The sequence below is a fragment of the Streptomyces sp. NBC_00557 genome, from assembly GCF_036345995.1.
GTDB lineage: Bacteria > Actinomycetota > Actinomycetes > Streptomycetales > Streptomycetaceae > Streptomyces.
In genome coordinates this window covers 2,076,044-2,091,724 of sequence record NZ_CP107796.1, presented here as the reverse complement: position 1 = coordinate 2,091,724, position 15,681 = coordinate 2,076,044, and the positions used below count along the sequence as shown (strand labels likewise).

The window sequence follows — 15,681 nt, the reverse complement described above, 5'->3', positions numbered from 1 at the left end:
AGCCGGTGGCCGACCGCTCAGCGAGGTGAAGCGTGCTCTACCAAGCCCTGAGTGACATCGCGGCCCGCCGGCCCGGTCACCGTGCCGTCACCACCACCGACGGCACGGCGGTCACCTACGCGGAACTGGTCGAGCTGGTCGACCGCACGGCCGCCGGACTGCACCGCCACGGCATCGCCGCCGGCGACACCGTCGCCTGCTCGCTGCGCAACAGCGTCGGCTATGTGGCCCTGATCCTGGCCGTGGCCCGCACCGGCGCCCGCTATGTGCCGCTGATGAGCAACTTCGACACGGCGGACACCGCGACCGCGCTGCGCCTGACCGGGCCGCGCCTGATCGTCGCCGACCACGACCGCCCGTTCCCCGCGGACTCCCCGCCCCGGGTCCGGCTCGACGACCTGACCCGCACCGCACCCGCACCGCGCCCGCCCGCCGAACGGCACGCCGGCGTCTTCCGCGCCCTGTGGACCTCCGGATCGACGGGCTTTCCCAAGCAGATGGTGTGGCGGCAGGACAAGTTCCTGCGCGAGCGGCGCCGCTGGCTCGCGGACACCGGGATCACGGGCGACGACGTGTTCTTCTGCCGGCACACCCTCGACGTCGCCCACGCCACCGACCTGCACATGTTCGCCGCCCTGCTGTCGGGCGCCGAACTCGTCCTCGCCGACCCGCACGCGGCGCCCGCCGTCCTGCTGCGGCAGCTCCAGGAACACCGCGCCACCGCGATGAGCGCGCTGCCCCGCCACTACGAGGAGTACGTGCGCGCGGCCGCCGGCGGCCCGGCACCCGACCTGTCGCGGCTGCGCCGGCCGCTGTGCGGCGGCGCCTACCTCAGCCCGGCGCAGATGCGGGACGCCGCCGACGTCCTCGGCATCCACATCCGGCAGATCTACGGCTCCACCGAGTTCGGCCTGGCCCTCGGCAACATGGCCGACGTGCTCCAGGCGGAGCGGGGGATGTTCCCCGTGCACGGGGTGGGCACCCGCCTCGAACCCCTCGCACCGGACCGGCCGGACCTGGGCGAACTGGTGCTGCGGTCGGACTGCACCAGCGAGGGCTACGTCGGCAGCGACGAGGCCAATGCCCGCACCTTCCGCGGCGACGAGTTCTGGACCGGCGACGTCGCCGAGCGGCAGCCGGACGGCTCGCTGCGCATCCTGGGCCGGGTCACCGAGATCCTGGCCGCCGCCGGCGGACCACTGCCCGCGCCGGTCCTCGACGAGGAGATCGCCGCCCAGTGCCCGGTCCTGGAATCCGTGGCGCTGCCCGCCCGGCCCGGCGCCTACGGCAACGAGGTGCTCCTCGCCGTGCACCCCGACCCCGCTCGGCCCGGCAGCGAGGTCCGCAAGTCCGTCGAGGCCGTGCTGCGCGGCCACGGCCTTTCGGGCACCGTCCGCCTGACCGGCGACATCCCGCACACCCCGGTCGGCAAGCCCGACAAGCCAGCCCTGCGCAGCCGCTGGGAGACCGAGACCGGTACGGAGGCGCCGCATGCCTGAACTGACCCTGGACGACGGCGGGCAGGTGCACTACGAGGACACCGGCGACGGCCCGCCGCTGCTCCTCGTCCACGGCCTCGGCGCGCCCTCGGCCTTCTTCGCCCGCGCCGTCCCCGGCCTGGCCGCCGGCCACCGCGTCCTCACCGTGGACCTGCGCGGCCACGGCGCCACCCCGCAGGGCACCGAGCCGGTCACCGTGGACCGCTGTGCCGCCGATCTGCACGCCCTCACCGAGAAGCTGGACGTACGCGGACTGACACTGCTCGGCTGGTCCCTCGGCGCCACCGTCGCCTACCGCTACCTGGACCGGTACGGCACCGACCGGGTCACCGGCCTGGTCTCCGTCGAGCAGACCCCGTACCTGCTCAGCGAGGACGGCTGGGAGCACGCGGCGTTCGGCGGGCTGGACGCGGCCGGCGCGGCGGACGTGGAGCGGATGCTCGGCGCGGCGGACCGCACCGTCACCGCGGACCTGGTCCGCGGCTTCTTCGCCCGGGGCACCACCCCCGAGCCGGAACTGGCCGACGCGCTCACCGACGCCGCGGCCGGCTGCCGCCCGGACGCCAAGCGGCAGCTGTGGCGGGACGCGCTCCGCCAGGACTGGCGCCACCGCCTGCCCTCGCTCGGCGTGCCCGTGCTGTTCCTGCACGGTGCGCTGAGCCAGGTCTACCCCACCTCCGTCGGGGCCTGGCTCGCGGCCGCCGTACCCGGGTCCCGCCTGGAACTCTTCGAGCACAGCGGACATCTGCCGTTCCTGGAGGAGCCCGAGCGGTTCCACCGCGTCGTCGGAGCGTGGACGGCACAAGGAGGGAAGCGTCGATGAGCACTGCACCCGCCGGGCGGGCCGCCGGCCGCCGGCTGTGCTGGATCTACCCGGACCGCGGCACCGAGCGGATGCGCACCAAGGAGTGGACCCACGTCTGGGGCGTCTACGAGGAGGTGGCCCGGGAGCGCGGCTGGGCGCTGTCCCTGCACAAGCCGGAAGAGGTGTCCGTGGACGCCACCGGCCCGGGCACCCCCCGCGTCTTCCTCGACGGCACCGAAGTCACCCCCGCCGACACGGTGTTCGTGACCTCCCTGTGGTCCCTGGCACACCACACCGTGGACGTCTGCAACCAGCTGTACCTGTACACCATCCTGGAGGCGGCGGGCTTCTTCCTGCCCATCCCGCCCCGGCTGTCCTTCCTCGCCAACGACAAGACGGCGACCATGCTGCACCTCGCGGACAGCCCCCTGCCCCAGGTGCCGACCGTGCGGATCGGCGTCGGCAGGGACTCGCCGGCCCGGACCTACGAGGCGGCCCTGGACGGCCTGGGCTATCCGCTCATCGTCAAGCCCGCCTACTGGGGCATGGGCCAGGGCGTGTGCCTAGTGCGCAGCGCCGAGGAGCTCAAGGGCGTGGTCGGACTCGCCGCCGGCGCTGAGACGGCGCTGGTGTGCCAGCCGTACCTCGGCGAGGGCATCAACGACTTCCGGGTCTACGTCATCGACGGCAAGCCGCACACCGTACTGCGCCGCATCCCGAAGGGGGCGTCCCTGACCGCCAACCTCTCCTCGGGCGGCGCCATGGAACACGTGCCGCTGCCGCCCGAACTGGCGGACACGGTCGCGTACGTGGCCGGGCGCATGCCCATGCCGTACATCGCCGTCGACTTCCTGCACGACGGCGAGCGGTTCTGGCTGTCGGAGGTGGAGCCCGACGGCGCGGTCGCCTTCCCCGGCTCGGAGCAGGCGGCGCGCGAGCAGCGGCAGATCATCGCGGCCCGCTTCGACGCCTACCGCGCCGCACACGAGGAGTTCCTGCGCGGCGCCGGCGCACCCGCGGGCCGGCACACGACCCGGAACCACGGCACGGACGACGCGGAGGACCGCACGCGATGATCGGGCACATACCCACCGACGACCTGCTCGCGCACGCCAGGAAGCTGGCCGACGCCGGCGGCCTGGCCGTGCCGGACACCGCACGGGAGGTGACGGACCTGCCGGTCAGCGGCCCCGGGGAGATCTACGCCCTGACCCGCCTGGCCGCCCGGGACGCGGGCAGCGTGCTGATGTCGAGCGGCGGCACGACCGGCACGCCGAAGCTGACGCACGTGCCGCACGGCATGGGCCTGGACCGGCTGCTGGCCTTCTGGCGGCCCCTGAAGCCCGGCGACACCCTGCTCAACCTCTTCAACGCGGGCCGCATGTGGGGCTCCCACTACTACATGCAGACCCTCGCCGAGAAGTGCCGCTGCACGGTCGTCCCGTCCGGCCCCTACGAGCCCGGCGAGGTCGGCCGCTGGCTGCACCTGTTCGGCGAGGTCGGCGTCACCGCCCTCGCCGGCACCCCCACCGGGCTCGCCGACTTCGCCCGGGGCGTCCTGGACGCCGGGGGCACCCTGCCCGTGCGGACCGTCATCTGGATGGCCGAGCCCTGGACCGGCAACAAGCGCGACCTGGTCCGCGAGGCGTTCCCCGACGCCGGACTGTGGGGCAACTACGGCTCGGTGGAGACCTGGGTGATGGCCGCGAACCAGCCCGGCTGCGACGAGACCGTCCTGCACCTGCTGCCCGGCCAGCTGATGGAACCGGACGAGGACGGCGCCCTGCTCAGCCGGGTCGGCGACGGCTGGACCGTCCCCGTCGTGCGCTACCGCCTCGGCGACCGGGTCGCGCCCGCCGCATGCCGCTGCGGCCGCCCCGACGGGCTCACCGTGCTCGGCCGCGCCGACGACGCGGTGACCCTGCGCAGCGCGCTGTTCAAGGTCAGCGAGCTGATCGACGTCGTACGCGGCGAACCGGGCGTCGTCGAGGCCCAGTTGCGGCTCACCCGCAGCACCGACTCGGCCCGCGCGGCCTCCGCGCTGACCCTCGACTTCACCGGCACCGCCGACCCCGAGGCCGTCTGCGCCCGGCTGACCGGCGAGTTCTACCACCTGGCGGCGGTGGCCCGGCAGTACCCCGGCGCCCTGCGCGCCCGCCGGGTGGACCGCCTGGCCCGGGTCGAACGGACCAACAAGGTCCCGGCGATGCTGTGGCAGGACGCCGACGCCGGCGCACCGCCGGAGAACAGCGAGAGCACCGCATGAGCAAGGTACGCGGAAACCCCTGGGCGATCCTGGTCGTGCTGTCCCTCGGCTTCTTCATGACGCTGCTGGACCTGACGATCGTCAACATCGCCATCCCCAGCATGATCCACAGCCTGCACGCCTCGTTCGACGAGGTGCTGTGGTCGATGAACGGCTACATCCTGGTGCTCGCCGCCCTGCTGATCACCGCGGGCCGCCTGGGCGACCTGCGCGGCCCGCGCCAGCTGTTCGCCGCGGGCGTCGCCCTGTTCACGCTGGCCAGCCTGGCCTGCGCCCTGGTCGGCAGCCCCGCCGAGCTCATCGCCGCCCGCCTGGTGCAGGGACTGGGCGCGGCGCTGCTCGTCCCGCAGACCATGACCCTGATCGTCGGCGCGTTCCCGGCCGAGCGGCGCGGGGCCGCGCTCGGGGTGTGGGGAGCGGTGGCGGGCGTCGCCGCCGTGGCCGGCCCCGCGCTGGGCGGTCTGCTGGTCAGCGGCCCCGGCTGGCGCTGGATCTTCCTGGTCAACGTGCCCGTCGGCGCGGTCGTGCTGGCGGTGCTGTTCGTCGTCGTCCCTGACATCCGGCAGGGTGCCACGCACCGTCTCGACCTCACCGGTGTCCTGCTGTCGGCGGCCGCCGTGTTCTGCCTGACGTTCGCCCTGACGGAGGGCGAGCGCTACCACTGGGACAGCGTCGTCTGGGCCCTGTTCGCCGCCTCCGCCGTGCTGTTCACGGCGTTCACCGTGCAGCAGCGGCGCCGCCAGGACCGCGAGCCGCTGGTGCCCTTCGCGCTGTTCCGCAGCCGCAACTACACGGCGATGAACGTGGTGTCGGCCGCCATCTCGGTCGGCGTGCTCGGCCTGATGCTGCTGCTGTCCCTCTACTTCCAGAACGTGCTGCACTTCAGCGCGCTCAAGGCGGGCCTCGCGCTCGCCCCCGCCTCCGTGGTGTCGATGCTCCTCGCGCCGTTCGCCGGGCGGCTCACCGACAAGGTCGACGGCAAGTACGTGCTGCTGACCGGCATGCTGCTGACCGCCGCCGGCATGCTGTGGAACGCGCTGGCGATGGGCCCGCACACCGCCTGGGCGGCCTTCGTCGCCCCGATGATCGTGGTCGGCGCGGGCAACGGCTGCCTCATCGCCCCGATGGCGGCCGTCGCGATGCGCGGCGTCGAACCGGCGGTGGCCGGCGCGGCCTCCGGGGTGCTCAACACCGTACGGCAGCTGGGCTCGGTGGTCGGCAGCGCCGCGGTCGGCGCGCTCGTGCAGACGCAGACGGCCGGGGGCCACGACGGCGTCTCCGCCATGCGTACGTCGATGGCGCTGCCCATCGCGGTCATCGTGCTCGGCGCCGTCGCCTGCGCCACGGTCCGGCGCGAGGAGGCAGGGCCCGCGCGCGAGGCGCCGCCCGCGGCCGCCGAGGCCACGACATCCCCAGGGAGTGCACCGTCATGAGACCGCTCCACGCCCCCGGCCCGCAGGGGGACTTCCGCACGGCCGGCCGCCCCGGCGTCATGCCGTCCTGGCGCTACACCCCGTGGCGGCCCGCCGACCTGCCCGACCGCACCTGGCCCGGCCGGACCCTCACCACGGCGCCCCGCTGGCTCTCCACCGACCTGCGCGACGGCAACCAGGCGCTCATCGAACCGATGAGCCCGGACCGCAAGCTGCGCCTGTTCGAGACGCTGACCGCGATGGGCTACCGGGAGATCGAGGTCGGCTTTCCGGCCGCGAGCCGCGCCGACCACGCGTTCGTGCGCCGGCTGATCACCGAGGACCGGATCCCCGACGGCGTACGGATCTCCGTGCTCACCCAGGCCCGGGACGAGCTGATCGAACGCACCGTGCGCTGTCTGGCTGGCGCCCGCGCCGCCACCGTCCACCTCTACAACGCCACCTCGCCGCTGTTCCGCCGCGTGGTGTTCGGCATGACACGGGAGGAATGCAGAAACCTCGCGGTGCGCGGCACCGAGCACGTCCTGAAGTACGCCGAGCAGTATCTCCCCGGCTGCGACCTGGGGTTCGAGTACTCGCCCGAGCTGTTCAGCGAGACCGAGCACGAGGTCGCGCTGGAGGTGTGCGAGGCCGTCATGGACGTCTGGGAGCCCGGTCCGGACCGGGAGACCGTCCTCAACCTGCCCGCCACGGTCGAGCGCACCACCCCGAACGTCTACGCCGACCAGGTGGAGCGGATGAGCCGCGGCCTGTCCCGCCGCCGGCACATCGCCCTCTCCGTCCACCCGCACAACGACCGCGGCACCGCCGTGGCCGCCGCCGAACTGGCCGTGCTGGCCGGCGCCGACCGCATCGAGGGCTGCCTGTTCGGGGGCGGCGAGCGCACCGGCAACGTCTGCCTGGTCACCCTCGGCCTCAACCTGCACGCACAGGGCATCGACCCCGGCATCGACTTCTCCGACATCGACGCGGTCCGCCGTACCGTCGAGGAGTGCACGGGCCTGCCGGTCCACCCCCGTCACCCCTACGCCGGGGACCTGGTGTACACCTCCTTCTCCGGCTCCCACCAGGACGCCGTCAAGAAGGGCTTCGCCGCGCTGGAACAGCGGGCGGCCGCCGACGGCGTGCCGGTGCGCGAGGCCCGCTGGGACGTGCCGTACCTGCCGATCGACCCGGCGGACGTCGGCCGCTCGTACGAGGCCGTCATCCGGGTCAACAGCCAGTCCGGCAAGGGCGGGGTGGCCTACCTGATGCGCCGGCACCACGGCTTCGACCTGCCACGCCGGCTGCAGATCGAGTTCGCCCGCGTGGTGCAGGCCCACACGGACGCGGACGGCGGGGAGATCAGCGCCGAACGGCTCGGTGAGCTCTTCCGCGCCGAGTACCTGGACCCCGCCGAAGCGGAGGGCGCCGTCCCGGACACCGACGTCCGGCTCCTCTCCCACACCGAGCAGCACCGTCCCGCACCGCCCGGCGGCACCCCCGACGTCGTCGTCTACGCCGAGTGCGCCGTCACCGGCCCGGCCGGCACACGAACCCTCTGGGGCGTCGGCCTCGCACCCACCCCCGCCGAAGCCCTCCGACGCGCCCACCACAGCGCCACCACCCGCTCCACCCACCACCCCCCGGCCACCCTCTGATCCCCCGGTACCGGGCGACTCCGGGCGGCCGCGTGGAAACTCCGTGCACGGGGCAGCGCCCGGACGGCCGGGCAGGGCGGTGGCCCTCGCCGACCGGCCGCCGCCGTCGGACGCCCGACCGCCCGCCGCCCTGGGACCGGGCCCCGGTCGCCGCGCAGCCCAGGTCCCCGTGCCGCCACGGCCGGTGCCGGTGAGCCGCCTCCGGGCGCGGCACCGCCGCGCAGGCACCACCGGCGCCGCCCGGCCCCCCGGCCGATGCGCACGTGGCCGCCGTTGCGCCCGGCAGGATGGTCCGCGCCCGCGTGCCGGGCGCGGGGCGGCCCCTGTGCCGGCGACCGCGCCGCCGGCACCTCGAGGGCCGGCGTAGCAGGCGCAGGCCTAGGCGCCGGCGCTGAGCGGGGCGGAGTGGCTGATCGGATCCAGGCTGCCCGGCAGACCGGGGTGACCAGAAGCCGTGCATGCGGGCAGGGCCCGGGCCGTCGACCGGAACTCCCGCACCCGGCAGAGCCCGGACGTCCCGTCAGACCCGGGCGTGCGCACGGCCCGGACGTTCGGGTAGGACCCGGGCGTGCGGCAGTACCCGGGCATGCGGCAGGGCCTGGGCGGCCAGGCCCCCGGGCTGTGCCGGACCCCAGGCGGTCGGTCGGGGCGCCGGTGCTGGGCCGAAGCGGGCGGGGAGGTGGGGGCCGGTCAGAAAGCCAGGGAGGTGAAGAAGCGGTGCAGGGCTGCCGTGACCTCCGTGGGGCGTTCCAGGGGCGGGAGGTGGCCGGTGTCGGGCAGCTGGAGGTGCTGGGCGCCCGGGATGTGGTGGGCGAGGCGGGCGGAGACCTCGAGGATCTCCGGCACGTCGCACTGTCCGCTGATCACCAGGGTCGGCACCGTCACCTCGGCGAGCCGGTCCCGGGCCGGGGGACGCGCCGTCCGTTCGGTGGTGCGCGGGCCGCCCCAGATCCGCCGCCGGGTCAGCCGGGCCATGTCCACGGCCCGCCGCCACACCTCGGGGTCCAGCGCGGTACGGTCCCGCCCCTCTCCCGCCACCAGGAACTCCGCGTCGGCCGCCGCCACCGCCTCCAGGTCCGCCGGGTCGATCCACTCGGCGGCGCCCTCCTCGTAGCGCCGCAGCCGCTCCTCCGGGACCGCGCCGAGCAGCCGCCGCCGGGCCCGCCGCACCATCGCCGGCGGCCAGGTGTGCCCGGACAGGCCGGAGGCGATGAGCACCAGCGCCCGGAACCGGTGCGGCGCCGTCAGCGCGGCGTCCAGCGCGATCCGGCCACCGTCCGACGCGCCCACCACCGCGGCCCGCTCCACCCCCCACTCGTCCAGCAGACCGAGCAGGTCCAGGTGGTGGGCGACCTCCCCGGCCGGGTCCGCGGAGCCGCCCCGGCCCCGCCAGTCGTGGCGGAACACCCGGTACCGCTCCGCCAGCGCGGCGAACTGCGCGTCCCACATACGCCGGTCCGCGCACCCCGCGTGGACGAACACCACGGGCTCCCCGCTGCCCGCCTCCTCGTACGCGATCCCCGCCCGTGCCACCCGGATCCGCCGGGCCGTGCCGATGACCAACACCCACCTCCGTGCCGCCGCTCTCCGCGTCCAGCCCCAGACCTACCCACCGCCCCGGCACCTCCCCGGCACTTTCACCCCGGGTGAACGGGCGGAAGGGGTGAAAGGCGGTGGAACCCGCGCCAGGCCACGTCGTGCGCCCCCGATGTCGCCCACGGCGCCGTCGGCGCCGCAGCACCGAATCCACCGTGACGACGGGGCGATCCCACGCCGGCGTGATTCGATGCGGCGGCCCCGTGCTCACCGGCGGGGAGCAGAGCGTGCGCGCCGCGGTCCGGCCGGAGGTGTCGCGGTGCGTCAGGGGCCCGGTCAGAGGCGGGCGAGTGCGCGGCGCGCGGCGTTGTAGCCGCACATTCCGTGGGCGCCGGCGCCGGGCGGGGTCGCGGCGGAGCAGAGATGGACGCCGGGCACGCCGGTGGCGTACGGGTCGAGGGCCGGGCGGGGCCGGAAGACCAGCTGCCAGGGGTCGTTGGCGCCGGCCACGATGTCGCCGGCGACGTAGTTCTCGTTGTACCGGCTCAGCTCGGTGGTGGAGCGCACGTGCGTCGCCAGGATCCGGTCGCGGAAGCCGGGGGCGAACTGCTCGATCCGTGCGGTGACCGCCTCGGTGGCGTCCCCGGTGAAGCCGGCCGGCACATGGGCGTAGGCGTAGAGCGGGTGCACGTCACCGGCCGACCGGGTGCTGTCGGCGAGGTACTGCTGGCCGACGAGCACGAACGGCCGCCGAGGCATCCGGCCCGCGGCCACGTCCCTCTCGGCCGCCGCCGTCTCCGCCGCGCTGCCGCCGAGGTGCACCGTACCGGCCCTGCGCGACCCCTCGTGCGCCCACGGCACCCCGCCCTCGACGGCGAAGTCGACCTTGAACGCGCCGGGACCGTGGCGGTACCGCAGGTATGCGCGGCGCACATGGCGCGGCATCCGCGCGCCCGCGATCCGGACGGCAGCCGCCGGGGAGGTGTCCAGCATGACCAGGTCCGGGCCGCCCAGCTCCGCCAGCGAGGTCACCCGGCGGCCGGTCTCGAACCGGACGCCGTGCTCGGTCGCGCGGCGGACGATCGCGTCCCGGATCGCGGCCGTACCGCCCTCGGCGACGGGCCAGCCGACCGCGTGCGCGGCCGCGGTCAGCGCGACTCCCATGGCGGAGGAGAGGAGCGTGTCCAGGGGCCGGAAGGCGTGCGCGGCGACGCCGGTGAAGAGCGCCTCGGCCTCCGGCGTGCGGAAGCGGTGCGCGAGAAGCGTGGCCGGCAGTACGGCGTACGCGCCGAAGCGGGCCAGATGGAGCGGGTGGCGCGGCATGTGCAGCACCGGCTGCAGGAACTCCGCGCTGATCGTGCCGAACCGCTCGGTGAGCGGCCCGAAGACGCGCTGCCAGCCGCGGCCGCCGGTCCCGAGCCCGGCGGCGGTCTCGGTCACCGACCGGACCGCGACCGCGCCGCGCCCGCCGTCGAGCGGATGCGCGAACTCGGCCGGGGCCCAGCGCCAGGTCAGACCTGCCCCGGCCAGGTCGAACCGCTGGGCGAAGGCCGAGTCCGGCGTCATGGGGTGGATGCCGGAGCACTCGTCGTGGATCAGGCCGGGCAGCGTCAGCTCGCTGGACCGGGTCCCGCCGCCGAGGGTGTCCGCGGCCTCGATCACCCGGACCCGTACGCCCGCGGCGGCGAGCGTGAGGGCGGCGGCGAGCCCGTTGGGCCCGCTGCCGACCACTACGGCCGTTGTCATGCGGGGGCCCTTCCCCTCCCGCCGGGCCGGTACACCGGGACCGGCGTCCCTGTGGGCCGGCCTCGGCGGGCGGGGACCGGCGGGTCAGCGGCTGCCGGCGAGCGGGGCGGAGGTGGGGCGGGGGGCCGGGTCCGCGGGCAGGTCCAGGCCGCGGGCGGTGACCGGCCGGGCGCTGCCGTCGGCCAGCCGGTAGGTGAGGCCGACGACCGCGGTGCGCCCGGAGGCGACCTGGCCGGCCAGTGTGCGGGAGCGGTCCAGGAGGAAGTCGACGGTGTGCCGGACGTGGGTGGCGATGAACTCCTCGTCCTCGGTCACACCGGCGGCCTGGGCGGCCAGCACACTGGGGGTCACCCGCTCTATCACGTCCCTGAGGTATCCCGGAGCGGGCGTGCCGTCCGCCACGGCGGCACGGGTCGCCGCGACCGCGCCGCACGCGTCGTGGCCGAGGACCACGACCAGCGGGCAGTCCAGCACGCTCACCCCGTACTCGATGCTGCCCAGCACCTCCGGTCCGGCCGCGTGCCCGGCGGTGCGGACGACGAACAGGTCTCCCAGCCCCCGGTCGAAGATGATCTCCGCGGCCAGCCGGGAGTCCGAGCACCCGAGCAGCACGGCGAACGGGCGCTGGGCGGACGCGAGGTCGGCGCGGCGGCCGGCGTCCTGGTTGGGGTGATCGGGTGTGCCCTCGGCGAAGCGGTGGTTGCCTGCCATGAGCAGGTCGAAGGCTTCCCGCGGGGAGGAGGGGACGGCGTCGCTCATGGCGGCAGGCTACGACCGGAACCGGTGCGCCGCCGAGCGGGGCCCGGTCCGGGCGTGGCGCACTCGTGCGCCGGCCCCGGGAGACCGGAACCGGCGCGCGGAGGGGGGAGGAGGGGACGGCGGGGCGGGGGCCGGACTGCCCGGCGTCAGCCGACGCGCGGCGCGGCGCCGTACTCCTCGTCGGTGACCGGCGTCAGCCAGTGGACGACGGCGTGGTCGGCGTCCGCCTCGTTGATGGCGAGGTGGACCATCAGCCGGTTCGGCGCGGCGCCGTGCCAGTGCTCCTCGTCCGCCTCGAACAGGACGCGGTCGCCGGGACGGATGACCTCGACCGGTCCGCCCCGCCGCTGGCACAGGCCGACGCCCTCGGTGACGAAGACGGTCTGGCCGAGCGGGTGCCGGTGCCAGTGGGTGCGCGCGCCGGGCATGAAGTGCACCAGCGAGGCGGTGACCCGGGACGGTTCGGGTGCGGCGGCGACGGCGTCGATGTAGACGTCGCCGGTGAACCAGTCGGCGGGACCCTTGACGGTGTCGATCGAGCTTCGGGTGATCTGCAAGGCCGTGCTTTCTCTTCGGGTGCCGTGCGGGACGGTGCACCGTGTGCGGGGTGTGGTCAGGGCTTCAGCAGGGCCTTGATGGCGCGGCGCTCGTCCATCGCCCTGTAGCCCTCGGCGACCTGCTCCAGCGGCAGGGTGAGGTCGAAGACCCTGCCGGGGTCGATCCGCCGGGTCAGGACGCGTTCGATCAGGTCGGGCAGGTAGCGGCGCACGGGGGCCGGGCCGCCGCGCAGGCCGACGTGGGAGAAGAACAGTTCCTGGCCGTCGACGGAAACCCCGTGGGGGACGCCGACGAAGCCGACGTTGCCGCCCGGCCGGGTCGCGTGCAGGGCCTGCCGCATGGACTCGGCGGTGCCGACGCACTCCAGCACCGAGTCGGCGCCGATCCCGTCGGTGAGCTCCCTGATCCGGGCCACGCCCTCCTCGCCGCGCTCGGCGACGATGTGGGTGGCGCCGAACTCCCGGGCCAGCTTCTGGCGGGGCTCGTGGCGGCTCATCGCGATGATCCGCTCCGCGCCCCTCTCCTTCGCGGCGATCACCGCGCACAGGCCGACCGCGCCGTCGCCGACGACCACGGCGGTGGAGCCGGGCCTGACCTCGGCGGCGTCGGCGGCGTACCAGCCGGTGCCCATCACGTCGGAGACGGCGAGCAGGCCGGGCCAGAACTCCTCGTCCGGCACCTCCTCGGTGGCGACCAGGGTGCCCTGGGCGTTGGGGATGCGCACGTACTCGGCCTGGCAGGTGCTCATGAACTCGCGCTCGAGGCAGTTGGACTGCCAGCCGTTGCGGCAGTTCGCACAGGTGTTGTCCGAGGTGGCGAAGGAGCCGACGACGAACTGGCCGGGCCTGACCGCGGTGACCTCGCTGCCGACCTCCTCCACGAAGCCGACGTACTCGTGGCCCATCGGGTGCGCCTCGTCGGTGGCGTCCAGGCCGCGCCAGGGCCACAGGTCGGAGCCGCACACGCAGGTGACGGCCGTGCGGATGATCGCGTCGGTGGGCTGGAGGATCTTCGGGTCGGCGAGGGTCTCGAAGCGCACATCGCCGGGGGCGTGGATCACTGCTCCGCGCATGAGAGGGGTTCCTTACGTGCTGGGGGGGCGGGCCGCTGCCACGGCCGGTGGGGTCGTCGGTGCCCGTGTGCGGTTGCGTCGCGCAGCGGCCGGGAGGCACCGCCTCTTCCAGGTAACCGGTTCCCCGTGCGCTCAGCGAGTCACCGGCGAGGGGTGTACTGCCGGTACACCCCTCGGAAGGCGGACAGGCCGTACGGTCGAGGGGTGGACAACCGTGACGAGGTCCGCGAGTTCCTCACCTCGCGGCGAGCGAAGATCACCCCGGAGCGGGCCGGGCTGCCCGCCGGCTCCCGGCGCCGGGTGCCGGGGCTGCGCAGGAGCGAGGTCGCGGCGCTGGCCGACATGAGCGTGGAGTACTACGCGAAGCTGGAGCGCGGCAATCTCGCCGGCGTCTCCCCGGCCGTCCTCGAAGCCGTCGCCCGCGCCCTGCAGCTGGACGACGCCGAGCGCGCCCATCTGCTCCGTCTGGCCCAGGCCGCCGACGGCTCGGACGTGCTCACCCGCCCCCGGCGCCGTACCACCGCCCGGCAGTGGACCCCGCACCGCAGCCTGCAGTGGACGCTCGACGCGGTCACGGCGGGGCCCGCGTTCGTGCGCAACGGCCGGATGGACGTCGTGGCCGCCAACTCCCTCGCCCGCGCCTTCTACACGGACCTGTTCGCCCACCCCGGCAACCAGGGGAACCTGGCCCGCTTCCAGTTCCTCGACCCCGCCTCCCGCCGCTTCTGCCCCGACTGGGAGCGCTTCGCCGACATGGCGGTGGCCATCCTGCGCACCGAGGCCGGGCGCGACCCGTACGACAAGGATCTGCACGACCTCGTCGGCGAGCTGTCCACCCGCAGCGCGGAGTTCCGCACCCGCTGGGGCGCGCACGACGTCCGCCACCACGGGACCGGCACCAAACGGTTCCACCACCCGGTCGTCGGCGCGCTCACCCTCGCCTTCGAGGGGCTGGAGATGGCCGCCGAACCCGGTCTCACCCTGACCGTCTACACCGCCGAACCCGGCTCGCCCTCGGAGGAGGGGCTGCGTCTGCTCGCCTCCTGGGCCGCCACCGAGGAGGCCCCCGCGCGCGAGGCGGACCGGGGGGCGACACCCTCGTGAGCCGGATCCTGGTGACCGGTTCCGCCGACGGCCTCGGACGCGCCGCGGCGGAGGCGCTGCTGTCCGCGGGACACCAGGTCGTGGTGCACGCCCGGAACCCGCAGCGGGCGAGGAGCCTGGACGCCCTGACCGGCCGCGGGGCGGACCTCGTCGTCGGCGACCTCGCCGACCGGGACGCCGTACGCCGCCTCGCCGCCGAGGTGGACGGCACCGGGCCGCTCGACGCGGTCGTCCACAACGCCGGCGTGTGGAGCGGGCCGGCGGTGATGCCGGTCAACATCGTCGCGCCGTACCTGCTGACGGCGCTGCTGCGCGGGCCGCGCCGGCTGGTGTACCTGAGCAGCGGCTCGCACTTCGGCGGGCGTCCCGGACTGACCGGCGTCGACTGGCGGGGGCGGGGCGCCGGGTCGTACGCCGACAGCAAGCTGTTCGTGACGACGCTCGCGGCCGCGGTGGCCCGCCTGCGTCCGCGGGTGCCGAGCAACGCCGTCGACCCCGGCTGGGTGCCGACGAAGATGGGCGGCCCGCACGCGCCGGACGACCTCGAACTCGGCCACGAGACACAGGTGTGGCTGGCCACCGCCGACGACCCGGAGGCCCTGACGACCGGCGGGTACTGGTATCACCGCCGGCGCCGGCCGCCGCACCCCGCCGTCCACGACGAGGCGTTCCAGGACCGCCTGCTGCGCACGCTGGCCGAGGAGACGGGCACCGAGCTGCGGCCCTGACCGGGGCCGGAGCTATGTGACCTGCCCGGCCGCCCAGACCGCCCAGTCCCGCCGCATCTCGTAGAAGCGCAGGCCGTACTCCAGGGCGATGCGGCCGTAGACCGACAGGTCGTCGTCGTCCCAGTCGACGGTGTCGACGAGGCGGCGCAGTTCCTCGTACAGCTCGGCGGACTGCCCGGCCAGGCCGGTCAGGTAGGCGTGGGCCTGGCCGGGTTCGAGGACGCCGAGGAAGAAGACGCGCAGCAGGACGTCGCTGCGGGTGGTCCGCTGCGGTTTCGTCTCCGTCAGCCAGTGCCGCAGTTCGGCGAGGCCCTCGTCGGTGAGGGCGTACTCCTTGCGGCCGCGCGGGCCCTCGGCGGCCACGGTGATCAGGCCGGCGTCCGCGAGCCTCGTCAGCTCCGTGTAGATCTGGCTCTGCGTCGCCGGCCACACGTTGGCCAGGGACGTCTCGAAGCGCTTCAGCAGGTCGTACCCGCTCGCGGAGCGCTCCGTGAGCAGGCCGAGGAGTGCGTGTCTCAGGCTCATGCCCTCACTC

Annotated in this window: 14 protein-coding genes; 8 read left to right on the top strand and 6 right to left on the bottom strand. The window is 74.8% G+C overall.

The window, feature by feature from the left end; all coding sequences use genetic code 11:
* The first annotated feature begins 32 nt into the window (after nt 1-32).
* From OG956_RS08480 to OG956_RS08455, 6 genes are read left to right on the top strand one after another with little or no spacing between them, the layout of a single operon-like run.
* A complete protein-coding gene (locus OG956_RS08480) occupies nt 33-1,499 on the top strand; it encodes a class I adenylate-forming enzyme family protein (protein ID WP_330337336.1) in 1,467 nt (488 codons plus the stop codon).
* Entirely contained in the window at nt 1,492-2,322 is an 831-nt protein-coding gene (locus OG956_RS08475) for an alpha/beta fold hydrolase (protein WP_330337335.1), read from the top strand. The genes OG956_RS08480 and OG956_RS08475 overlap by 8 nt, the downstream gene beginning before the upstream one ends.
* Nucleotides 2,319-3,380: an ATP-grasp domain-containing protein gene (locus OG956_RS08470; protein ID WP_330337334.1), complete on the top strand. Its 1,062-nt coding sequence runs from the start codon at nt 2,319-2,321 to the stop codon at nt 3,378-3,380. The genes OG956_RS08475 and OG956_RS08470 overlap by 4 nt, the downstream gene beginning before the upstream one ends.
* Entirely contained in the window at nt 3,377-4,570 is a 1,194-nt protein-coding gene (locus OG956_RS08465; RefSeq protein ID WP_330337333.1) for an AMP-binding protein, read from the top strand. The genes OG956_RS08470 and OG956_RS08465 overlap by 4 nt, the downstream gene beginning before the upstream one ends.
* Nucleotides 4,567-6,003 (top strand): DHA2 family efflux MFS transporter permease subunit, encoded by a 1,437-nt coding sequence (locus tag OG956_RS08460; RefSeq protein WP_330337332.1) that lies wholly within the window; start codon nt 4,567-4,569, stop codon nt 6,001-6,003. Before OG956_RS08465 ends, OG956_RS08460 begins: the two co-directional genes overlap by 4 nt.
* A complete protein-coding gene (locus tag OG956_RS08455) occupies nt 6,000-7,643 on the top strand; it encodes a 2-isopropylmalate synthase (protein WP_443065542.1) in 1,644 nt (547 codons plus the stop codon). Before OG956_RS08460 ends, OG956_RS08455 begins: the two co-directional genes overlap by 4 nt.
* Before the next feature lie 690 nt (nt 7,644-8,333).
* Here the strand turns inward: OG956_RS08455 and OG956_RS08450 are convergent.
* The 5 genes from OG956_RS08450 to OG956_RS08430 all read right to left on the bottom strand — a co-directional run bounded on the left by OG956_RS08450 (nt 8,334) and on the right by OG956_RS08430 (nt 13,314).
* Complete coding sequence (locus OG956_RS08450) at nt 8,334-9,206, bottom strand: alpha/beta fold hydrolase (RefSeq protein WP_330337331.1); 873 nt, start codon at nt 9,204-9,206, stop codon at nt 8,334-8,336.
* Between the two features lie 309 nt (nt 9,207-9,515).
* Complete coding sequence (locus OG956_RS08445; RefSeq protein ID WP_330337330.1) at nt 9,516-10,925, bottom strand: phytoene desaturase family protein; 1,410 nt, start codon at nt 10,923-10,925, stop codon at nt 9,516-9,518.
* A gap of 84 nt (nt 10,926-11,009) precedes the next feature.
* Nucleotides 11,010-11,684 (bottom strand): carbonic anhydrase, encoded by a 675-nt coding sequence (locus OG956_RS08440; protein ID WP_330337329.1) that lies wholly within the window; start codon nt 11,682-11,684, stop codon nt 11,010-11,012.
* Nucleotides 11,685-11,830: 146 nt separating this feature from the next.
* Complete coding sequence (locus OG956_RS08435) at nt 11,831-12,241, bottom strand: (R)-mandelonitrile lyase (RefSeq protein WP_330337328.1); 411 nt, start codon at nt 12,239-12,241, stop codon at nt 11,831-11,833.
* A gap of 56 nt (nt 12,242-12,297) precedes the next feature.
* Nucleotides 12,298-13,314: a zinc-dependent alcohol dehydrogenase family protein gene (locus tag OG956_RS08430; protein ID WP_330337327.1), complete on the bottom strand. Its 1,017-nt coding sequence runs from the start codon at nt 13,312-13,314 to the stop codon at nt 12,298-12,300.
* Nucleotides 13,315-13,518: 204 nt separating this feature from the next.
* Between OG956_RS08430 and OG956_RS08425 the strand changes: the two genes are divergently transcribed.
* A complete protein-coding gene (locus tag OG956_RS08425; protein ID WP_330337326.1) occupies nt 13,519-14,418 on the top strand; it encodes a helix-turn-helix transcriptional regulator in 900 nt (299 codons plus the stop codon).
* A complete protein-coding gene (locus OG956_RS08420) occupies nt 14,415-15,146 on the top strand; it encodes an SDR family NAD(P)-dependent oxidoreductase (protein WP_330337325.1) in 732 nt (243 codons plus the stop codon). Before OG956_RS08425 ends, OG956_RS08420 begins: the two co-directional genes overlap by 4 nt.
* Nucleotides 15,147-15,158: 12 nt before the next feature.
* Here the strand turns inward: OG956_RS08420 and OG956_RS08415 are convergent, their stop codons facing one another.
* Complete coding sequence (locus tag OG956_RS08415) at nt 15,159-15,671, bottom strand: PadR family transcriptional regulator (RefSeq protein WP_330337324.1); 513 nt, start codon at nt 15,669-15,671, stop codon at nt 15,159-15,161.
* Nucleotides 15,672-15,681 lie beyond the last annotated feature (10 nt).

Excerpts from the sequence above, each read along its gene's own strand:
- OG956_RS08475 (WP_330337335.1), top strand. The coding sequence starts at position 1,492 with ATGCCTGAACTGACCCTGGACGACGGCGGGCAGGTGCACTACGAGGAC.
- OG956_RS08470 (WP_330337334.1), top strand. The coding sequence starts at position 2,319 with ATGAGCACTGCACCCGCCGGGCGGGCCGCCGGCCGCCGGCTGTGCTGG.
- OG956_RS08465 (WP_330337333.1), top strand. The coding sequence starts at position 3,377 with ATGATCGGGCACATACCCACCGACGACCTGCTCGCGCACGCCAGGAAG.
- OG956_RS08460 (WP_330337332.1), top strand. The coding sequence starts at position 4,567 with ATGAGCAAGGTACGCGGAAACCCCTGGGCGATCCTGGTCGTGCTGTCC.
- OG956_RS08455 (WP_443065542.1), top strand. The coding sequence starts at position 6,000 with ATGAGACCGCTCCACGCCCCCGGCCCGCAGGGGGACTTCCGCACGGCC.
- OG956_RS08445 (WP_330337330.1), bottom strand. The coding sequence starts at position 10,925 with ATGACAACGGCCGTAGTGGTCGGCAGCGGGCCCAACGGGCTCGCCGCC.
- OG956_RS08440 (WP_330337329.1), bottom strand. The coding sequence starts at position 11,684 with ATGAGCGACGCCGTCCCCTCCTCCCCGCGGGAAGCCTTCGACCTGCTC.
- OG956_RS08430 (WP_330337327.1), bottom strand. The coding sequence starts at position 13,314 with ATGCGCGGAGCAGTGATCCACGCCCCCGGCGATGTGCGCTTCGAGACC.
- OG956_RS08415 (WP_330337324.1), bottom strand. The coding sequence starts at position 15,671 with ATGAGCCTGAGACACGCACTCCTCGGCCTGCTCACGGAGCGCTCCGCG.